Source organism: Lysinibacillus sp. BNK-21, assembly GCF_048684915.1.
GTDB classification, from domain to species: Bacteria; Bacillota; Bacilli; order Bacillales_A; family Planococcaceae; genus Lysinibacillus; species Lysinibacillus capsici.
Genome location: NZ_JBLQTS010000001.1, coordinates 3,628,605 through 3,649,038, shown reverse-complemented (window position 1 = coordinate 3,649,038; position 20,434 = coordinate 3,628,605). Strand labels below are relative to the sequence as shown.

At 36.9% G+C, this 20,434-nt stretch carries 17 protein-coding genes; 8 read left to right on the top strand and 9 right to left on the bottom strand.

Translation table 11 applies throughout. The features are described from left to right. Positions 1-7: 7 nt before the first annotated feature. From ACMGGO_RS18595 to ACMGGO_RS18585, 3 genes are read left to right on the top strand one after another with little or no spacing between them, the layout of a single operon-like run. On the top strand, positions 8-154 hold the full coding sequence (locus ACMGGO_RS18595; protein ID WP_155483381.1) for a hypothetical protein: 147 nt from the start codon (positions 8-10) through the stop codon (positions 152-154). Next, positions 126-641: a GNAT family N-acetyltransferase gene (locus ACMGGO_RS18590; protein WP_115673816.1), complete on the top strand. Its 516-nt coding sequence runs from the start codon at positions 126-128 to the stop codon at positions 639-641. Before ACMGGO_RS18595 ends, ACMGGO_RS18590 begins: the two co-directional genes overlap by 29 nt. Further along, positions 638-1,618: a S66 peptidase family protein gene (locus ACMGGO_RS18585; RefSeq protein ID WP_326141113.1), complete on the top strand. Its 981-nt coding sequence runs from the start codon at positions 638-640 to the stop codon at positions 1,616-1,618. The genes ACMGGO_RS18590 and ACMGGO_RS18585 overlap by 4 nt, the downstream gene beginning before the upstream one ends. 37 nt (positions 1,619-1,655) lie before the next feature. On the opposite strand, the gene ACMGGO_RS18580 is transcribed toward ACMGGO_RS18585, so the two are convergent. From ACMGGO_RS18580 to ACMGGO_RS18570, 3 genes are all read right to left on the bottom strand, one after another. Further along, complete coding sequence (locus tag ACMGGO_RS18580; RefSeq protein ID WP_420282120.1) at positions 1,656-2,198, bottom strand: GNAT family N-acetyltransferase; 543 nt, start codon at positions 2,196-2,198, stop codon at positions 1,656-1,658. Between the two features lie 96 nt (positions 2,199-2,294). Continuing rightward, positions 2,295-2,498 (bottom strand): hypothetical protein, encoded by a 204-nt coding sequence (locus ACMGGO_RS18575; protein ID WP_279494052.1) that lies wholly within the window; start codon positions 2,496-2,498, stop codon positions 2,295-2,297. Between the two features lie 176 nt (positions 2,499-2,674). Continuing rightward, positions 2,675-3,937, bottom strand: coding sequence for a dicarboxylate/amino acid:cation symporter (locus ACMGGO_RS18570; protein ID WP_054549825.1), 1,263 nt, complete (start codon positions 3,935-3,937; stop codon positions 2,675-2,677). 395 nt (positions 3,938-4,332) lie between these two features. Between ACMGGO_RS18570 and ACMGGO_RS18565 the strand changes: the two genes are divergently transcribed. Continuing rightward, a complete protein-coding gene (locus tag ACMGGO_RS18565; protein WP_054549826.1) occupies positions 4,333-5,934 on the top strand; it encodes an ATP-binding protein in 1,602 nt (533 codons plus the stop codon). Then, entirely contained in the window at positions 5,935-6,642 is a 708-nt protein-coding gene (locus tag ACMGGO_RS18560; RefSeq protein ID WP_048391959.1) for a response regulator, read from the top strand. A 366-nt stretch (positions 6,643-7,008) separates the two neighbouring features. Here ACMGGO_RS18560 and ACMGGO_RS18555 read toward each other — a convergent pair whose 3' ends face one another. Further along, the gene (locus tag ACMGGO_RS18555; protein WP_054549827.1) at positions 7,009-8,256 is read right to left on the bottom strand and encodes an MFS transporter; all 1,248 of its coding nucleotides are present in this window, start codon (positions 8,254-8,256) and stop codon (positions 7,009-7,011) included. 538 nt (positions 8,257-8,794) lie between these two features. On the opposite strand from ACMGGO_RS18555, the gene ACMGGO_RS18550 reads away from it, so the two are divergent. Further along, a complete protein-coding gene (locus tag ACMGGO_RS18550) occupies positions 8,795-10,363 on the top strand; it encodes a glycoside hydrolase family 10 protein (RefSeq protein ID WP_054549828.1) in 1,569 nt (522 codons plus the stop codon). Between the two features lie 61 nt (positions 10,364-10,424). Here ACMGGO_RS18550 and ACMGGO_RS18545 read toward each other — a convergent pair whose 3' ends face one another. Continuing rightward, a complete protein-coding gene (locus ACMGGO_RS18545) occupies positions 10,425-13,514 on the bottom strand; it encodes an efflux RND transporter permease subunit (protein WP_103117526.1) in 3,090 nt (1,029 codons plus the stop codon). A gap of 99 nt (positions 13,515-13,613) precedes the next feature. Between ACMGGO_RS18545 and ACMGGO_RS18540 the strand changes: the two genes are divergently transcribed. Further along, the gene (locus tag ACMGGO_RS18540) at positions 13,614-14,447 is read left to right on the top strand and encodes a TetR/AcrR family transcriptional regulator (protein ID WP_004224709.1); all 834 of its coding nucleotides are present in this window, start codon (positions 13,614-13,616) and stop codon (positions 14,445-14,447) included. Positions 14,448-14,493: 46 nt separating this feature from the next. Here ACMGGO_RS18540 and ACMGGO_RS18535 read toward each other — a convergent pair whose 3' ends face one another. The 4 genes from ACMGGO_RS18535 to ACMGGO_RS18520 all read right to left on the bottom strand — a co-directional run bounded on the left by ACMGGO_RS18535 (position 14,494) and on the right by ACMGGO_RS18520 (position 19,211). Then, positions 14,494-15,282 carry a protein kinase domain-containing protein gene (locus tag ACMGGO_RS18535; RefSeq protein ID WP_279494058.1) on the bottom strand — a complete coding sequence of 263 codons (789 nt, stop codon included), beginning with the start codon at positions 15,280-15,282 and terminating at the stop codon, positions 14,494-14,496. A 408-nt stretch (positions 15,283-15,690) separates the two neighbouring features. After that, positions 15,691-17,040 (bottom strand): IS1182 family transposase, encoded by a 1,350-nt coding sequence (locus ACMGGO_RS18530; protein ID WP_420281576.1) that lies wholly within the window; start codon positions 17,038-17,040, stop codon positions 15,691-15,693. Positions 17,041-17,328: 288 nt separating this feature from the next. Continuing rightward, a complete protein-coding gene (gene rnjA, locus ACMGGO_RS18525; protein ID WP_004224711.1) occupies positions 17,329-18,996 on the bottom strand; it encodes a ribonuclease J1 in 1,668 nt (555 codons plus the stop codon). A gap of 5 nt (positions 18,997-19,001) precedes the next feature. Next, a complete protein-coding gene (locus ACMGGO_RS18520) occupies positions 19,002-19,211 on the bottom strand; it encodes a DNA-dependent RNA polymerase subunit epsilon (protein WP_004224712.1) in 210 nt (69 codons plus the stop codon). A gap of 436 nt (positions 19,212-19,647) precedes the next feature. Between ACMGGO_RS18520 and ACMGGO_RS18515 the strand changes: the two genes are divergently transcribed. Further along, positions 19,648-20,418, top strand: coding sequence for a Cof-type HAD-IIB family hydrolase (locus ACMGGO_RS18515; RefSeq protein ID WP_279494061.1), 771 nt, complete (start codon positions 19,648-19,650; stop codon positions 20,416-20,418). The last annotated feature ends 16 nt before the right edge of the window (positions 20,419-20,434 follow it).

The window sequence follows — 20,434 nt, the reverse complement described above, 5'->3', positions numbered from 1 at the left end:
GAAAAGTATGAGAATTCCAGCAAAATTAACACTGGGTGATGAGATACTTTGGTGGCAAGGTCCATATAAATACAAAAGAATTGAGGATTCAGGTGACTATATTTTAGAAGGAGAGCGTGTTCAACATGATCATAAGAGAAGCAACCCGACATGACAGTGAACGAATTATAGCTGTTATGGCAAATGCAGAGGCATCAAATTATATGTTATTTGGACCAGGTGAGCGCAATTTAGCACCTAAGCCATTTGGGGAGTATATAGACAAGCTATATCATAGTCACCACTCAGCTTTGTTCATAGCTGAAATGGATGAGCAGGTTGTGGCGTACTTAATTGTACAAGGCAATGAGCCGTCAAGAATTGCTCACCGTGCTTATCTTGTCATAGGCATACATAGTGACTATAGAGGAAGAAAAATTGGAACAGCTTTATTTCAACACGTAGAAAATTGGGCAATAGTGAATGGTGTACATCGTCTAGAATTAACCGTCATGGAAAATAATGAGGCTGGTGTTGCTTTGTATAAGAAAATGGGCTTTGATATTGAAGGAACGAAGCGGGCTTCGCTGTATGTAGATGGACAATATATTAATGAATACTACATGTCAAAACTATTGATTGGGAAAGGAACTACCGTATGACTTCAAAAATAAACATCGGCATTTATTCCCCGTCCTCCCCAGCAACGGTGACGGCTTTGGAACGATATGAACGTGCTAAAGCATTTCTCGAGAATAAAAATTTTCAAATCGTGACAGGTTCTCTAACTGGTAAAACTGATTATTATCGTTCAGGTTCGCCAAAAGAAAGAGCAGAAGAATTGAATGAGTTATTACGTAATCCAAATGTGGATATGATTATGTCTACGATAGGGGGCACCAATGCCAATAGTATGCTACCTTATATTGATTATGAGGCTTTTCGTCAACATCCCAAATTGGTCGTAGGTTATTCAGATGCAACGGCCGTTCTACTGGCACTTTATGCAAAGACGGGAATCTCAACTTTTTATGGTCCAGCCCTCGTACCTTCCTTTGGCGAGTTTGAACCATTGGTAAATGATACCTTCAAATTTTTTGAGCATTATTTCTTTAAGCCTCAAGCATTACCATACGAAATTCCAATGCCTTCTTATTGGTCGGATGAACCTGTTAATTGGCTAGAGAAGACAGTGGATAAAAAACTCAAGAAGAATGAATGGTTAGCGATTCAGGGTGGGGTTGCTGAAGGAAGGTTAATTGGCGGGAATGCCAATGCCATGTATGGATTTATTGGTACGCCGTATTTCCCTAAAATTGTGGAAGGTGATATTTTATTAGTGGAGGACTGCTTAAAAAATGCTGCTGTTGTTGAAAAGAATTTTGCAATGCTAAAATTGCATGGTGTCTTTAACAGAGTTAGTGGGATTATTTTGGGGAAACATGAATGCTACGATGATTTAGGAACGGATCGACAGCCATATCATATTCTACTTGAACAGTTGGATGGAATAAAGATTCCTATATTAGCAGAGGTGGATATTTGTCATACACATCCTATGCACCCAATTGCGATAGGCAAACGAGTAAGGATAGATGCCACAGCTAAGAAGATATACTGTTTGGAAAGATGGTTGTAATGATAAAGCCTTGCAAATCGTAGCAAGGCTTTATTTTCTAGAGGTTCCTATAATCATCATCAGTGATAGCGTACATTTTTACATTTTGGTATTGTCCCTTAACAAGCATACTTTTCCGTAATAACCCTTCAAACTGCATACCTGACTTCTCCATAACCTTTTGTGAGCCAATGTTTTCTTCAAAGCATCGTGCTTGGATACGTACTAAATCTAACTCATTAAAACCGAAGTCAATGAGTTTTTTTGTTGCTTCTGTTATGAACCCCTTATTCCAAAAATCCTCAGAAAGCACATAGCCAATTTCCGCGTATCTATGGGTGTCATTAATCGTCACAAAATCAATCGTTCCAATAATTGTGCCTGCATATTCAATACCCCATAACATCAAATTGCCTTGCTGATAGCCATTAAAAATTAATGCCATAAAAGCCTTTGTATCCTCTAAGCTCGTGTGTGCTTGCCATGTCACATAACGCGCCACATTTTTACTGGAAGAGTAGTCATACATTGCTTCTAAATCCCCATGTGTAATTGGTCTTAATAGTAACCTTTCCGTTTTCATAATTGGTATTTTACTCATGATTTACCCCCTTTAACAAATAGTATATAAAAAAGTCGACCTATAATTATGAATTAGGTCGACTTTTTATATTTATTCATTTTTGCAGCGATCACATTAAGGATAGCGCTTATCTGTTGCAGAGGAATCCTTAGTTTTGGTTTTATATTGTTCATCTTTCACTTTTTCATTCAATTCTTCGACAGGTATTGGATCTACTGTTTTCATGTCCTCGTGTTTATCAAAAATGCTTTCTTTATCTGTATCCAAAACATCAGGGTTATTCGTATTACGTGTTTTTGCCTGTTTTTTATCATTCATTCACTATCACCTCTTACTATTAACTTTCACTTTTTTACTAGAGTGTAAACATTTTATTTTGGGTGATAGTGTAAGCTAATTGTTTGTTGTCAGCGTCAATCCATAAGGACATAGCTTTTACTCGAATGATAATGAGTATAGTGAAACAGAGATGGCTATCATTCCTACCATTTTTGTTAGGAAGATATAGTGGTCTTTCCCTGAAGTGCACGTTCTTCCATAGCTGTGTCAAACTCTTTTTCAGATTTTGACACGACAACACAAGCTACGCCATTACCAATTAAATTTGTAACAGCTCGAGCCTCAGACATAAAGCGATCTACACCGATTAACAGCGCTATTCCTTCCACTGGTATCATTGGGAAGGCAGCCAAAGTTGCTGCTAATGTAATAAATCCTGAGCCTGTTACACCTGCTGCACCTTTAGAAGTAATCATTAAAATTCCGAGCAGTGTAATGATTTGAATCCAAGTTAGTTCCATTCCATATGCTTGTGCGATAAACAATGCAGCCATGGACAGGTAGATGGAAGTCCCATCTAGATTGAAGGAGTACCCTGTAGGAACGACTAAACCTACAACCTGCTTCGAGCAACCATAGTTCTCAAGCTTTCGCATCATAGATGGCAGAGCTGATTCAGAAGAGGAAGTCCCGATTACTAAGAAAATCTCATCTTTGATATAAGCGATAAATTTAAAGATGTTGAATCCAAAGAACTTTGCAATGGCACCTAAAATAAAGACAACAAATAAAAACATTGTTATATATACGGCAGCCATTAATAAACCTAGATTACCTAAAGATTTTAAACCAAAATTTCCAATTGTATAGGCCATTGCACCAAAAGCTCCGATTGGTGATATTTTCATAACCATACTTACAATCTTGAAGAATATCTCTGCTACTTGCTCAAAGAATGTGATGACTGGTTTTGCGGGTGCACCGATTGAGGCAGCTGCTAAGCCAAATAAAACAGCAGAGAATAGGACTGGTAATAATTGACCAGTTGCCAATGCACCAACTACATTTTCTGGAATAATACTAGAAATGAAGGCACCCAAGCCTTGCTCAGATTCAGCTGCAGCAGTTGTATATTTTGAAATATCAGCATCAGATGCACCTGATGTATCCAAGCCCGTACCAGGACTTACGATTAAAGCAACAGCAATTCCGATTGCTAATGCAATTGTGGAAACTATTTCGAAGTAAAGCAATGCCTTACCTCCGATTTTCCCGACCTTTTTCATATCTCCCATACTGCCGATTCCAATAACAACTGTTAGGAAAATAATAGGCGCAATTAACATTTTAATTAATTTGATGAATAGGTCTGCTAAGATTTTCAAGCTGGCACCGAACTCGGGGAAAATGGCTCCGACAATAATCCCAAGTATGATAGCCACTATAACCTGAATAGTCAAATTTTTCAGTAACTTCATTTTTTGCTACCTCTTTTCTAAATTTTCTCTTTGATATCGCTTTCACTAAAAGTATCATAGCGAATATTTCTTTAAAAAAGAGATTTAGAAAATAAGAATCATATCGTTCATTAAGTACATTTACTTACATTTACATATAAATATAGTAATATCAATAACTATCTCTGTTATGGTACGCTATAGTTAATTAATTATTGTTATAATACAAAAACATAGAGTGATAATTAAGTTCTTTTTAAATTATCAGTTTATAATATTGTTCATTAAATTCAATATTTTCTGCTACTTATATCGACTAAATATGTTGTCAAAAGATTTTTTTGCAGATAATCTTAAAACTAAATATGTGTGCCACTGATTATGAGAATGCAAATTTGAAAGGAAGGAATTTTTTAATGATGAAAATGCCTGTGAACGGCAAAATACTGTTAGTGACATTTTTAATCATTGCACTCTCCTTTTTACTAGGTGGTATTTTTTTACTCGGTAACCTATTATCTGAACAGGAAAAAGATTTTGGACAGCGAGCAATGCTTGTGGCAAGAACTGTATCAAATGTACCAGAGCTTAGTGTACATCTGGAAAATGCCAATATAAAAGAATCTGCAAAAAATATTAATAAAATTGTAGATGGCATTAGAGTGATTCATAAGGCCGAGTATATTGTTGTAATGAATATGGAGCGTATTAAACTATCACACCCAGTAAGTAAGGAAATAGGAAAACGCAGTGAGTCGCAGGATTTAAACGCCGCATTTAGTGAACATTATTATGTATCAAAGGCACGTGGAGAATCGGGTGTTATGATACGGGCTTTCGTGCCAATTATTAATGATAAAAGGGAACAAGTGGGCATTGTAGTCGTTGGCTATTCATTACCAGATTTTCTGGAAATGTTACAAAGTTATGAGCGAGAAATTATGATAACTATTGTTATATCACTGATTTTTAGTATTTTCGGTGCCTATACACTAGGACGACATATAAAAAAACAAATGTTTGGGCTTGAACCTCATGAAATTGCAAAAATGTATGTGGAAAGAACAGAAACCTTTAATGCCATGCATGAGGGAATAATAGCGGTAGATAAGGAAATGAATATCACCATTTTTAATGAAAAAGCGGCCGATATTTTAGGTGTTACTAGGAAAATAGAGGACTGTATTGGACAAAAGATTTATGACGTTTTGCCTGATACCCGTCTGCCTGAAATTGTTGAAACAGCAACACCTGTTTATGATCAAGAGCTTTACATTAATCATCATAGTATCTTAAGTAATCGTGTACCTATTATTGTGAATGGAGAGCTAGTTGGTGCAGTTGCTATGTTTAAAGATTTAACAGCTGTGAAAAAGCTTGCGGAGGAAGTAACAGGTGTAAAGGCCTTTGTTCAAGCATTACGTGTACAAACCCATGAGCATAAAAATAAGATTCATACGATTGCGGGACTACTGCAATTGGGACATACAAAGCAAGCACTTGAATATGTTACTGTTACTACTGAAAATGAAGCCTCATTAACGAAATTTTTAAATGAACGCTTTCATAATGAAAATATTTCAGGTTTGTTATTAAGTAAAGTAAGTTATGGAAAAGAACTGGGTATCGAGGTTGAAATTGATCGGAAAAGTCATTTTAAACGCTTTCCACCTCTATTAGATCATCATGATTTTGTTGTGTTGTTTGGCAATTTAATTGAAAATGCTTTTGAGGCATTAAATGTACTTTCTAAGGAAGATAAATATGTAGCCATCTCTGTAGACGAGCATGATGGCGTCTTAGCGATTGCAGTTACCGATAACGGGATTGGCATGACTAAAGAGGTGCAGGAGCGTATGTTTGAAAATGGATTTTCGTCAAAGGCTAGTGAAAATCGAGGCATTGGCTTGCATTTAGTCTATGAAATTGTAAGAAAAGGCAATGGAGATATTGAAGTAACAAGTGAATTTATGAAAGGAACAAGTTTCTTAATTTTATTTGAGTTAGGAGAAGTATAGATGGATGTAATAAATGTCTTATTGATTGAAGATGATCCAATGGTACGAGAAGTGAACAGACAATTTATTGAACAAATCAAAGGTTTTTCATTAGTTGGCTATGCTAGCAATGGAATTGAGGGAATTCAAAAAATTAAACAATTAACCCCAGAGCTTGTCTTTATGGACATTTTTATGCCAGAGCAGGATGGCATTATTACGTTAGGGAAAATACGAGAAGAGCATCTTCATGTTGATGTTATTGCTGTAACAGCTGCGAATGATATGCCCACTGTGCAGCGAATATTACACTTAGGTGTCTATGATTATATTATGAAGCCCTTTACGTTTGAGCGGATTGAGCAGACTTTAAAAAATTATCAAAGCTATAGAAGGAAAATAAGCGGGATGCAAGATTTAACTCAGCATGATGTCGATCATTTAATGCAACAGCGTCTTCCTGAACAAATTGTAGTAGAAACAACAGGAATGGATGCCATTCTTATAGAAGAACTCCCAAAAGGGTTTAATCGAGCTACCTTAGATAAGGTACTTGCATATATAAAAAAAAGTGGCGAGGCAGTATCAGCGGAGGAGGTATCAGCTTATATAGGTACAGCACGTGTTACAGCTAGACGCTATCTAGACTTTTTAGAAAAGCAGAAACTATTAAAAGTAGATATACAATATGGAAACGTAGGACGTCCTATTCATCGTTATTATATTTAGTTCAATTAGATTAAAGTCCGTATTTTAATAAGTTATGGTGAAAAATGTACAGATAAATTCTAAGCGTCCTATTTCCTAATACATATCTTTAAATTCCTTTAAGGGCAACATCTAAAATTTTTGGATACCGAAGTTGTTGCGTATTGGAAGAGATCTTCATGACCATTTAAATTTTAAATAATTACAATTCAGATATTGTGGGAAGCAAGATGCTAAAGCACAAAAAATTATTCCCAAGACATAAATTAAGATGGAAAAAGCCCTGCATAAAGCAAGGCTTTTTTAGCGTCAACGTTGTTTGAGATTGTGTATAGGCTAAATTTAAATGTTATTTTTTTTATTAACAATTTTCTTGAAATAAAATCTTCACTTTTTTTCTAGCGAGTCAACATGCTCAGCAGTAGGTTTACCAGCTTTTAATAAGACTTTACTGCCCAGAAGGAAAAATCCTTGGATGAAGAGTAATAATCCTGTACCGATGAGTAGCCACTCAATAGCAATAATATCAGCTATTGGCCCGAAAATTAGCATTCCTAAAGGCATCATAGAGGTAGATATCATACTAAGAATGCCAAATACTCTTCCCATATAGTCACTTTCCACTTTTTCTTGTAATAACACCGTTGCAGGTGTATTAAAGATTGGCATGGCTATGCCAGTAATGGCCATGATTCCGAGATACAACCAAAAAATAGGAATGACGCCGAGAGCTATTGTACAAAGACCAAATAACAAAGCAGATAATGTCATTGTATGCACTTTATTTTTAAAGCCACCCCATGTTGCGATTGCGATACCACCGATTAACATCCCAATGGCAAAGGCCATTTCGATGGCAGTCAAACGCCATACATCATTGCCAAAAGTTCGTGTAACTTGTAAAGGCGTTAAAAAGGCAGCAGGTGCAGCAAGCAGCATGAAAAAGGCAAAGAACAAGAATAATTGTTTCAAGAAAGCATGCTCTTTAATATAGATGAAGCCTTGTTTCATATCACTAAAATAGCCTGTTGTTTGTGGCTGATTAGCTTTTGCATGTGCAGGGATATGCAGAAATAATAAGAAGATAGCGATGGCAATAGCCGCTGTTGTCACATCAATAAAGAAAATGGATTCAATAGAAGCCATCGTTAATAATGCACCACTTGCCATAGGTGCAAGAATCATGATGAAGGCTTGAATACTACTATTTGCACCATTAACCTTCATTAAATGCTCTTCAGGAACAAATTGTGGCAAAATTGCGCCCACTGCTGGTGTTTGAATACCTGCACCAACTGCGCGTACGGCTGATATAACAAATAGTAGCCAGAGCTCATCATAGCCGATTAAAAATAAAATAGCTAGAATTAGCGTAGATAAGGCAATCATTCCATCTGCTAAAATAATAAGCCATTTACGGTTATAGCGATCTGCCCAGACACCAGCAATAGGTGCTAAGAAGAAGGTTGGTAAAAAGCCGCAAATGATCGCGATGGTCATCATGCTGCCTGATTGTGTTGTAAGTGTGATATACCATGTAATGGCATATTGCACAAGAGCAGAGCCAAAAAGTGAAATCGTTTGACTACTTAAAAAAAGTATTGTGTTACGTTTCCAATGTTCCAATTTCGTCATCCCTTTCTAACAGTAGTGCCTGTGTGGAAAGTAAAAGACAACACAAAAAAAGAGGGGAGTAGAAGTCCCCTCTTTTCCAGTATTCCTAAAACAGACTAGACCTAATTCCATTTCCCTTGCACAGCAGGCAAAGTGTACACATATTTAATTAATAAGGTGAAATCGTAGTCTAATTGAAGCTGTCATTTGGAATACCCTCCGTTCTATATAAGTTGTGTTGATTGTAGCATAAAGTTCATCGATGCGTAAAGAATGAATTAAGCAAAAACTAGGTTGAATTTAAAAATTTGGAAATTGTAAAATGAATCTCATAAAATGAAACGCCATGCATCTATATTTATCGATTTCTTTAAAGGAAAAGTACTATACATTGTCTTTTCAGTAGTTTTTTTATACATATTTTGAAACTATCGAGAACGTTTGTTAGAGATGAAACTTATTATCTGCTTGCATTGTTTCCGATAAAGTTGCTTCGGAGACGTGCATATAGCGAGTACTTGTCATATACTAAAATAGAAAAATAGCAAATGGAGGAAATATGAGAAAGAAAAATAGTAAATGGAAGATCTTAACTTTAGTCGCGATGATTTTTGTGTTATGCCTATCGACAATCCCTACAAAGACTGCCATGGCAAGCACGACACAGCCAAAAAGGGAGATGAGGGCTGTCTGGATTTCAACCGTTCTTAATCTTGATATGAAAGCAGGTATGACGAAGGAGCAGTACACGGCTTGGACACGCCAAACTTTGGATCAACTAAAAGCCAATAAATTCAATACTGTTATTTATCAAGTAAGACCAACAAATGATGCAATGTATGCCTCTGATTTAGCGCCATGGTCATCTTACATAACAGGCAAAAAGCAAGGCACGAATCCAGGCTACGATCCTCTTGCGATCATGATAGAGGAAAGTCATAAACGGGGTATGGAGCTACATGCATGGATGAATCCTTATCGTGTAACAATGTCTGGACAAAAACTGACAGACCTTGCTGCTGATAATGTGGCTAGAACACATCCAAATTGGGTTATCAAATACGGTAAGCAATATTATTTAAATCCTGGTTTACCAGAAGTACAAGACTATTTAGTTGAAGTAGTAAGAGAGCTAGTAGCCAATTATGATATTGACGCAGTGCATATGGATGATTATTTTTATCCATATAAAGTTGCTAATGAAGTTTTTCCAGATCAAGCAGCTTTTAAAAACTATGGTGCTTCCTTCAAAAAGGTGGAGGATTGGCGACGAGATAATGTCAACCGTCTTGTAGAAAATCTTTACACGGCCATTAAAGACACAAAGCCATATGTTCAATTTGGTATTTCACCATTTGGTGTATGGCGCAATAAATCGCTAGATAAAACAGGAAGCGATACAAGGGCTGGTGTTAATAATTACGATGATTTATATGCAGACGTCAGAACATGGATTCAAAATGGCACAATTGATTACATTACACCACAAATTTATTGGTCAAGAACATTATCTGTTGCGAAATATGGAACGCTGCTAGATTGGTGGAGCCATGAAGTGCAAACCTACGCAACAACACACCCTGTACATCTATACATTGGGCTTGCTGATTACAAAGTTGGCAATGATAGTGATGCAGCATGGAAAAATAAAATGGAGCTACCTAGTCAAATACTAGCGAATCGTTCGGAAAAGGTAGCGGCTGAGGGGCAAATGCATTTCTCCTTGAGAAGCTTTCAAAACAATAAACTAGGCTATGCAACGATTGTTAGTCAACAATTATATAATTACACAGCACTGACACCAGAAACAACTTGGGATGATGACACAGTGCCGAACGTGCCGACTTTTGTGCAAGTGACAAAGGAAGCGGCAGGTCGTAAGATAGAGATTATAGACGAAAATGAAACACAACCACGCAAGTATGTCATTTATCGTTTTACAGGAAACAAAGAAGGCTCTTATGATGACCCTCGAAATATAGTGGATGTTGTTTATAATATGGATGGATTCACTAAATTTGTGGACAAGTCAGCTCTTGCTAAGCATAGCTATACATACGGCATTAAGGCTGTATCAAATACAGGTGTGGAAAGCAAGGAAGTTTTTGTAGTAATAGAAAATCAATAAAAAGCTTAGGATAAAAAATAACCACTCGCGCAAAGATTGCATGAGTGGTTGTTTTTTTTTATTAATTTTCTTCAATATCTTTACGGTTTTTCTTTAACATTTTAGATAGCATTTCATAAACAATTGGTACAACAACGAGTGTTAATAGGGTAGAAGATAATAAACCGCCAATTACAGTAATAGCTAAGTCTTTGGAAATTAACCCACTACCGCCAGTACCAAGTGCCATTGGAATCATAGCTCCAATTGTAGCGATGGCTGTCATCAGGATAGGACGTAAACGTGTTGCTCCTGCTTCAAGGATCGCTTCACGCATGGCAAGACCATCATGTTCCATATGAATGATACGGTCAACTAATACGATGGCATTTGTTACGACGATACCAATCAACATCAATAGACCCATCATGACAGATACAGAAATAGTCTGCCCTGTAACGAATAAACCAATAAATGCACCAATTACTGCGAATGGTAGTGAGAAAAGAATAGCGAATGGAGCTAAACCTTCTCCGAATGTTACCACTAGAATGAAGTAAACAATGGCAATGGCTGCTAACATCGCAATACCAAGCTTAGTGAATGTTTCTTGCATATCTGCAGCAACACCAGCAACACCAAGTGTTACACCTTTTTGTAAATCTAATTTATCAATTTTTTTATCAGCAGCAGTAGTGGCTTTTGAAATATCGTCACCGATAATCGTACCAGATACTGTTGCGAAATATTCACCTTTTGAACGAGATAATGAGTTAAGTGTTGTACCTTCCTCAACATCTACTAATTCTCCGATAGTCATTGTTGTACCTAATGCTGTTTTAATTTCAGTGGCTAAGACATCATCAAGTGAAGTCGCAGCTGCTTTAGCATCGCGTTGAACGATGACATCGATATCTTTACCATCGTTTTTCACGGTAGTTAATACTTCTTGCGATGTATTTGAATTTAATGCCATCACGATTTGAGCTGTCGTTAACCCGTATTGAAGGACATTTTTTTGTTCAACTTTTAGCACATGCTCTACGTATGGATCTTCATTATCAGATTTAATATCTTCTAAGCCATCCACTTCTTTTAGAGCACCCTCTACTTGTTTCACAGCATCTCGAAGTTTATCTAAATCATCACTATACAGTGTATAGCTGACTTCGTTTGATGACATCGACATAGAAGTGAAGTTTTGAGACTTCCATTCTCCTGATTGCCCGATGTTAAATACATAGTCTTCAACCTCATCACGAGCTTTAGGGAAGTCTTCCATATCCGGATCAAAGATAAGGTACATTAAGGCACCGCCAGCACCTCCACCCATCATCATTGCTGATGGATCGACATTCTTCGCATCTGTAATGGAAACTTGTAAAATATCAACATCTTTACGTTTCATTAATTCTTTTTCTACTTTTTCAACATTTGCTGCCGTTTCGTCAGCCAGCTCTCCCGTTGCAGGCGTATACGTTAAGTACATAACTTTTTCTTCTTGTGAGCCCATAAAACTAAAACCAATAAGTGGTGTTAATGCAAGAGAACCAACAAGTAAAAGAATCGCAAGGACAGATGTAATAATTTTGTGATTTAATACTTTTTCTAAGACACCTTTGTACCAGGTAGCAAGTTTACCAACTTCTTTATGTTGGCTTTCAGTCTTCTCACCGTATAACTTTTTACGGAATAAGAAGTGAGATAAAGCAGGTACGATTGTGATCGCAACTAATAACGATGCACCTAATGCAAATGTCATTGTAAGGGCAAATGGCATGAATAATTCGCCTACCATACCACCTACGAAAATAAGAGGAGCGAATACAGCGACCGTTACCAATGTTGAAGAAAGAATTGGTTTGAACATTTCAATTGTTGCTTCGCGAATTAGGGCACGACCTGTAAGTTTTTCTTGTTTTAAGTGAATTCGTCGGTAAATATTTTCTACAACTACGATTGAGTCATCGATAACACGACCGATTGCGACGGTAATCGCGCCGAGGGTCATGATGTTTAAAGTAATATCCATCCAGTTTAATAGGAGTAATGCCATGAAGATAGAAACTGGGATAGAAATAATTGAAATAATCGTTGATTTGAAATCACGTAAGAATAGTAAAATGATTAATACGGCAATTGCGCCGCCAAAGACTGCTTTTTCGATCATTGTAAATACAGAATCTTCAATTGGGGCACCTTGGTCAAGAGAGATCTCTACGTTTAAGCCGTCTAATCGTTTTTCCTCATCCTTCATAAGGTCTTTTACGGCATTAACAACTGTTACCGTATTCGCATCTTGGCCTTTTACGATTTGAATAGCAATGGCATCTTGACCATTTGTACGTGAAACAGATTGCACTTTACCTTCTACTTCAATTTTTGCAATATCACCTAGACGAACGAAAGGTGAAGGATTTGTAGCTGAAGGTGTAACTGGAATTAATAAGTCTTTCAGTTCATCCACTGATTTTACCTTACCATCTACTGAAACGGCTTGTTCCCCGACAGTAAATTGATATAAACCAAGTGACAGTGACATATCACTTGCCTGAATCATTTGTTTAACAGTTTCCTCTGTTAAACCAAGTGCTGCCATTTTTTCTTCATCGTATTTAAACGATACTTGTTCAATATGCTGACCTGTGATGGTAGCAGATGCAACACCATCAATCTTTTCGATTTTAGGCAGTAAAACTTCTTCTACTGTTGAAGTTAAATCAACAATATCTTCCTTAGAGCTACTTACAGATAAAGCGACTACGGGCATCATGTTCATGCTGATTGCCATAATAGTAGGCTCTTGAGCACCTTCAGGTAGTTTAAGATTATCTAAAGCTGCTTCTAATTGACGTTTTTTCTCATCCATATCAATTCCATAGTCGTATTCCACTTGAACTTGTGCTACGTTGGAAGAGGAAGTTGAGTAAACAGCCTTCACATCTTCTAAACTTTCTATGGATTTTTCGAACGGAATGGAAAGTTCATTCATGACTTGTTCAGGCGTTGCGCCAGGATATACGCCCATGACAATTAAATACGGGATCGAAATATCAGGTATCGATTCCATTTTCATCCTTGTACCCGAATAAATACCAGAGACAGTGATGATAATTGTTAATAACCACACTGCCAATTTGTTCTTTAATACGAAATTAACTAAACCTTTCACCTTCACACCTACCCTTTATTGACTATCTAAATTCAATTATTTATACTAATGACTAATCGGTCATTTGTCAACGAAATGCATTAGGAGAGAGTTAAAAATATGTTAAAAAAGCAATTAATTATGGAGAAAGCGTTAGAACTGTTTTCTGAACAGGGTTTTGAAGCTACGTCAGTACAACAAATTACAGAACGCTGCGGGATTTCTAAAGGTGCATTTTATTTATCCTTCAAAACCAAAGATGAGCTTGTTATATCTATGGTTGATTACTATTTACAGCAGTTTATTACAGATGTTGACCAAGTAGTCAGAGGAACGTATAACAAAGAAACTGTTTTGGTTGAATTTTATAAAAGTATTTTTCAAGCATTCAAAGACCATTCTGCATCTGCACGTGTATTCTTTAATGAAAAGGTCTTTTTAACAAAAAAAGAGCTATTTCATAAAATAACAGCGTATGAAGCAGAAATGTCGAAATCAATTCTCTATATGCTTGAGCAGCTTTATCAGGATCAATTAAAAGAAATGAAATATGATGTAATGTACTGCATAAAAGGATTTATGAAGAGCTATGCTGAGCTTTTTATTTTTTCAGATATGCCACTTGATTTAGAGCAATTAGCTAAATCTTTAGCAGAAAAGACAGATATTATTGCCCATCATACAACCATTCCATTTATTACAGCAGATCTTGTGCCGTTTATTGCAAAGCCGTGTGAGGAAGACGTGTCAAAAGATGCTTTACTACAATTATTGGAGCAAAATATAAATCATACTGAGGATTCTATAGAAAAAGAATCCATTGAGTTGTTAAAGCAAGAAATAGAAAATCCTACTTATGGTAAAGCAATCATTAAGGGGCTAATTGAAAATCTACGTTTAGACCCAGCGTATCATTGGATTGCATATGTAACTGCAAAATACTTTAATATTTGAACTCTAGGATAGAATTGTTCACGTTTGGCGGTGAACAATTCTATTTTTAATGGTTTTTATCTATGAATGGGGGCATAGATTGCAAGGCCTCTAACGCACTTGCAAAGGGTTCTTGAATCCATAATAGGCGCTCAAGAAAATCTTGGACTTTGATTGGTAATTTTAATTCCTGCTGCCAAACTTTCTCTTTTTTCTTGCTTGGCTTGTAGTCTGAGTATAGTAAAAATAATAAAAAATGGCCGACAAAATAAAGATCACTAATATGATTTTCGGCGCGTTTTGGATTTTCAATCGTAGAGATATCGATTTGCTTTTGATAAGTGGTAGCTAGACCAAAGTCAATAATATGCAATTGCTGACCCACTAACAATATATTCGGAATCCGTAAATCGCGATGTACAATACCATAATTGTGTAACTGTACAATTTGCTCTAATAATTGCTTTGTAATAGCAAGGGATTGAGCAATTGTAAATTTGGTACCATTCTGAAAAATAAGCTCCTCAAAAGTTTGCCCATTGACATAGTCCATGATAAAAAATGGGCTGTCTGAAATTGTTCCTGCTGAATGGATGGTAGGAACATAGGGTAGTGAAAGTTGCTGGAGTATGTGAATTTCTTGTTGAAATTTATGAATGGTTTTCTGGTGGTGACGATGTTTGGGTCGCAAGCATTTTAAAACAAATAGACTTGCTGACGAGCAATCTTCAATTAAATACGTACGACCATATGAGCCATAGCCAAGGAATTTTTTAAAAGAAAAATCGGGATGTTCGGCTATGTAAAGTTCTACAGCCTGGTCAAAACTTTTTTCGGAAATTCGTTTCCACCACATTAGCTACTAAAGAAACTCATAGAGCTGAAAAAACTGCGTGAGCTTTTACGAGAGCCACGCTTATAATGCTTGTGACCATAATAATTATGTCGCTTTGAATATCTACTACGGCTACTTGATGAAGAATAATGGCGTTTGGATTTACTATTGAGTAAGGAATGAAGAATTTTATCTAGCATAAAAACGCTCCTTTTTGATGTTGTTATTACTATATACGCAAAAATAAAAAGGAGGTTTCAAAAATAAAAAAGAAACTATGTAAATTTTACATAGTTTCTTCAGACTGTAGACAAAAGCCATCGAGAGGTTCACTCTCGATGGGCTTTTGTCATTTTTCTTCCTATTTTATCTTTAACATTTGATAATATACTACCAAATTCAACATACTCTTCGAGCATAGCTACCTTCTTAAGCTGCCTGCCACGTCCAAGTAGCCAGTTTCTTTAAATTCATGGCAGCAAAAGTAAGCATCGCCTGCATGGACAATTTTTTTAGACCTCTTAAGGTTGTCCATCGCATACCATGCTTTTCTTTTGCATCCGCAAATACACGCTCAATCGTTTCTTTGCGCTTTGCATAAATCTGTTTGATGTCATAGGAATGGCGTAAATGTTCAGCTTCCTCCACATACGACTCCCAAATATGGCGTTGAATGAGTTTTTGATGATGCTTACTTTCTGTACATTGGGAAAGGCTTGGACACTTCGCACAAATCAAAGGATTCGATTTATATTGCCGATATCCTTCTTTCGTCGTTGTTGCATACTTCAATATCTGCCCTTGTGGGCAAAGATAACAATTATAGTGCTCATCATATATATACTCATGCTTTCGGAAGAATCCATCTTTCGTTTTAGGACGTGTATAAGGAAGAACAGGCAACATTTGATTCTCTAATAAAAAATTCGTAATCGCTGGTGTTTTATAGGCTGCATCTGCCGCAACAGCTAATGGTTTTTGAACGTTTTCAATGACTTTTTCCACAAGTGGCTGTAATACATGACTATCGTGCACATTTCCCGGAGTTACAATGGCACCCAAGACAAAGCCCTTTTCATCTGTCGCTGCATGAAAAGAATACGCAAACTGCTTCGTACGTTCATCCTTCACGTAATAGCCACTTTCAGGATCTGTCGTGCTTTCCTTTATTTCTTTCCATTCTTCCTTTTCAAACTTCTCCGGGGGAAAGGGCTTTTTTCCGTGTTCCTCACGATCAATATTTAACTCTAATTGAAGTTTCTCTTCATAAGCCCGTGTTTCTTTTCGCACAACTTTTTTATCATACTTTCGTTTATTCGCACTCGCTTTCACATGCGTAGAATCGATAAATAAATGGTCTGCATGGAGGAGTCCTTGATGCATAATCTCTTTTAATATACGATAGAATATCTGCTCAAATATATCAGTGTCTTGAAAGCGACGGACATAATTTTTACCGAAGGTAGAGAAATGCGGGACTTCTGTATGGAAGCCAAACCCTAAAAACCAACGATACGCCATATTCGTTTCAATTTCTTTGATGGTTTGACGCATGGACCGTATACCAAAAACGTACTGAATAAACGTCATTTTAAAGAGAACAACAGGATCAATACTAGGGCGTCCTTTAGCAGAGTAGAGGTTTTCTACTAAAGGATAGATAAATGAAAAATCAATAGCCGCCTCTAGTTTTCGTACTAAATGATCTTGGGGAACTAATTGATCAATCGTTAGCATTTCTAATTGTTCACGTTCATTGATTTGATTTTTCGTCATCATGGTTGATCACCTCGAAAGTGTACTTTTTATCAATAATTCTTTATGTAGAAGTTGATTGGAACGAAGGGTGGCGACTCCTGCGGGAAAAGCGGGAAAGTCGAGATCCTGGACTGAGCGAAGCGAGGGAAGCAGCTCGACCCCGCCCGCGGAAAGCGTCCGCCCGTAGTGGAAATCAACGGCTTTACTTTATTGTAAAAGAAAAAAGACTGTAGGCAAACTCAAAATTCATTGAGTTTGTCTACAGTCTGAAGAAACTATGTAAATTTTACATAGTTTCTTTTTACGAGGTTAAACCTCCATAATAATCGGTAAGATCATTGGACGACGTTTTGTTTTTTCGAATAGATAAGGTCCCAATACGTCTGTAATTTCATTTTTCAATTCTGTCCATTGAGGAGTTTTGCTTTGAATTGTTTCATTCAGATGACGGTTTAGCATTTTTTGTGCCTCGTTGATCATCGTACCTGATTCACGCATATAGACAAATCCACGTGAGATGATGTCAGGGCCAGAAACAATTTTTTGGTTTTCCATATCAACACTTACAACTACAATCACTAAACCTTCTTCAGAAAGAATACGGCGATCACGTAACACGATATTACCGATATCGCCAATACCATTGCCATCAATGTAAACATCTCCTGAAGGAATACGCCCAGCTACATGTGCTTCATTGGCACTTAGTGCTAGAACATCACCATTTTCCATAACAAATGTATTGTCTAGTGGAACATCGCAATCTTCAGCTAAATGTGTATGCATTTTTAACATACGGAATTCACCATGGATAGGCATAAAGAACTTAGGCTTCATTAAACGAAGCATCAGTTTTTGTTCTTCTTGAGATCCGTGACCAGATGTATGAATGTTGTTTAATGCACCATGAATGACTTCTGCACCTGCACGGAACAATAAATTAATGATTTTATTAACACTCACGGTATTACCTGGTACTGGTGAAGAAGAAAAGATAACTGTATCGCCAGGCTGTATTTGAATCTGACGATGTGTCCCGTTGGCAATACGTGACAAGGCAGCCATTGGTTCACCTTGAGAGCCTGTACATAAAATCATCACTTCGTTTGCAGGAAGTCGATTGATGCTTTGAGCATCAATAAATGTATCCTTTGGAGCAGTAATGTAACCTAGCTCACGACCAATCGTAATAGCATTGTCCATTGAGCGACCAAAGACAGCAATCTTTCTTCCGTATTTTACGGCTGCGTCTGTGGCTTGCTGTAAACGGTGAATATTTGATGCAAAGGTAGCAAAAATAATACGGCTATCCACCTTACGGAAAATCTCGTCGATACTTTTTCCAACTGTGCGCTCTGACATTGTGAAATTAGGCTTTTCAGCGTTAGTACTATCAGATAGTAAGCAAAGCACGCCATCACGTCCGATTTCAGCCATCTTTGTTAGGTTGGCTGGTTCACCCACTGGTGTAAAGTCAAATTTAAAGTCACCTGTGTGAACGATATTACCAGGTGGTGTTTTAACAACAATTCCATAAGCATCAGGAATACTATGTGTTGTTCTAAAGAAGCTAACAGATGTTTTTCTGAATTTAATAACATCCTCTTCTTTAATTTCAATGAGTTTTGTTGTACGTAGCAAGCCATGTTCTTCTAATTTATTACGTAATAAGCCAAGTGCAAGCTTACCGCCATAGACAGGGATATTTACTTGACGTAAAAGGTATGGAATACCACCAATATGATCCTCATGCCCATGGGTAATAAACAGTCCTTTGATTTTATCGACATTACGTACTAAGTACGTGTAATCAGGAATAACATAGTCAATGCCGAGTAAGTCGTCTTCTGGAAATTTTATACCGGCGTCAATTAAGATAATTTCATCTTGAAATTGAACGCCATAAGTGTTTTTGCCGATTTCGCCCAGTCCGCCGAGCGCGAAAACAGCTGCTTGGTCATTTTTAACAAACTTCATGTTTGTTAAATTTCCTCCAAGACGAAGTTCGGGCTTGCTTGTTCGTACTCTAAGTAGTTACCCTCAAGCAGTTGAATGAACTCGATGTTATAGTTTCGGTCTTTTAGCTTTTCACGTACTTCACGTTCTGAAGTAGCTTCTAGGTATAGACTTTTAGTATTTTCGCGAACTGGAATCTCATTTGCATTTTCTTGATAATAAACTTTGTAAATCATAGTTTGCTCTCCTTTAATTGCGTACAATTTTCTTGCACCTTTGACTACTACCACACACGTGCTACAAGAAAACAACGAATTTCTTTTATTGAAGAAATGTACGTTTGTAATACTTGTATCTCAATGCTTCAGATGTGCACTATGTTATAAAATTGTATAGGAAGTAGTGAGACAGTGGTTGCGTATAGCCAAATAAATGCATTTCCTTTATATTATCACGCACTTCCTCTAAAATAAAGAAAAGCCCTTCAAATAATGAAGGGCAAATGTTAGGCAATTGATTTTTTTCCGAGTACGCCGCGAAGTTGCTTCAATAATTTTCGTTTGAGTTTCTTCAGCATGGCACATCACTCCTTAGGATCATTATAATTAAAATTATTGTCTATGTAAAGTCATTTAGCTTGAAAGGATAATATTTATGGAAAGGGTTAATAGAATGAACAAAATTTTATTTTTTGATGTCGATGGTACTCTCTATAACAGTGAAAAAAAGTTACCTTCATCTGCAAAAGAGGCACTTTTGACAGCACGACGTAATGGTTATGAATTGGCAATTGCTACTGGTCGAGCACCATTTATGATTGAGTCATTGCTAGAAGAATTAGAGATCGATACGTATGTTACCTTCAATGGCCAATATGTTGTCTATAAAGGTGAGGTTGTCTATACAAATGGGATTGCGAAAGATGAACTAGCTAAAATTATTGCCTTTGGTGAGGCGCGTAACGAACCGGTAGTGTTTTTAGATGATAAACGGATGATTGCCTCAGTTGGCGATCATCGTATGGTAGCTGAAAGCTTAGATACTCTTAAATATCCGTATCCAGAATTAGACTCATCTTATTATATGCAGAACAATGTATATCAAACACTTATTTTTATGGAAGAAAAAGATGAACCTTTATATAATGAAACATTCCCAAATGTTCAATTTGTACGTTGGCATCGTTATTCTTGTGATATTTTGCCAAAGGGAGGTTCGAAGGCTGCTGGTATTGAAAAGGTGCTTGAAAAAATGGGCATCACTTTACAAGATACCTTTGCTTTTGGCGATGGCATAAATGATATTGAGATGCTACAGGCAGTTGGGACAAGTGTTGCTATGGGAAATGGCCATGAGCGAGTGAAGGCAGTTGCTCATCATATTGCAGACCATGTAGACGAGGATGGTCTCTCTAAAATAATGCGTAAGCTATCCATTATTTAAAAATGAAAAACAACTA

What these genes read in the sequence shown, in the direction of transcription:
- ACMGGO_RS18530 (WP_420281576.1), bottom strand. Translation starts at nt 17,040, where the DNA reads ATGATGACGAAAAATCAAATCAATGAACGTGAACAATTAGAAATGCTA.
- ACMGGO_RS18535 (WP_279494058.1), bottom strand. Translation starts at nt 15,282, where the DNA reads ATGTGGTGGAAACGAATTTCCGAAAAAAGTTTTGACCAGGCTGTAGAA.
- rnjA (WP_004224711.1), bottom strand. Translation starts at nt 18,996, where the DNA reads ATGAAGTTTGTTAAAAATGACCAAGCAGCTGTTTTCGCGCTCGGCGGA.
- ACMGGO_RS18585 (WP_326141113.1), top strand. Translation starts at nt 638, where the DNA reads ATGACTTCAAAAATAAACATCGGCATTTATTCCCCGTCCTCCCCAGCA.
- ACMGGO_RS18570 (WP_054549825.1), bottom strand. Translation starts at nt 3,937, where the DNA reads ATGAAGTTACTGAAAAATTTGACTATTCAGGTTATAGTGGCTATCATA.
- ACMGGO_RS18575 (WP_279494052.1), bottom strand. Translation starts at nt 2,498, where the DNA reads ATGAATGATAAAAAACAGGCAAAAACACGTAATACGAATAACCCTGAT.
- ACMGGO_RS18565 (WP_054549826.1), top strand. Translation starts at nt 4,333, where the DNA reads ATGATGAAAATGCCTGTGAACGGCAAAATACTGTTAGTGACATTTTTA.
- ACMGGO_RS18590 (WP_115673816.1), top strand. Translation starts at nt 126, where the DNA reads ATGATCATAAGAGAAGCAACCCGACATGACAGTGAACGAATTATAGCT.
- ACMGGO_RS18560 (WP_048391959.1), top strand. Translation starts at nt 5,935, where the DNA reads ATGGATGTAATAAATGTCTTATTGATTGAAGATGATCCAATGGTACGA.
- ACMGGO_RS18540 (WP_004224709.1), top strand. Translation starts at nt 13,614, where the DNA reads ATGTTAAAAAAGCAATTAATTATGGAGAAAGCGTTAGAACTGTTTTCT.
- ACMGGO_RS18595 (WP_155483381.1), top strand. Translation starts at nt 8, where the DNA reads ATGAGAATTCCAGCAAAATTAACACTGGGTGATGAGATACTTTGGTGG.
- ACMGGO_RS18520 (WP_004224712.1), bottom strand. Translation starts at nt 19,211, where the DNA reads ATGATTTACAAAGTTTATTATCAAGAAAATGCAAATGAGATTCCAGTT.
- ACMGGO_RS18580 (WP_420282120.1), bottom strand. Translation starts at nt 2,198, where the DNA reads ATGAGTAAAATACCAATTATGAAAACGGAAAGGTTACTATTAAGACCA.
- ACMGGO_RS18550 (WP_054549828.1), top strand. Translation starts at nt 8,795, where the DNA reads ATGAGAAAGAAAAATAGTAAATGGAAGATCTTAACTTTAGTCGCGATG.
- ACMGGO_RS18555 (WP_054549827.1), bottom strand. Translation starts at nt 8,256, where the DNA reads ATGACGAAATTGGAACATTGGAAACGTAACACAATACTTTTTTTAAGT.
- ACMGGO_RS18515 (WP_279494061.1), top strand. Translation starts at nt 19,648, where the DNA reads ATGAACAAAATTTTATTTTTTGATGTCGATGGTACTCTCTATAACAGT.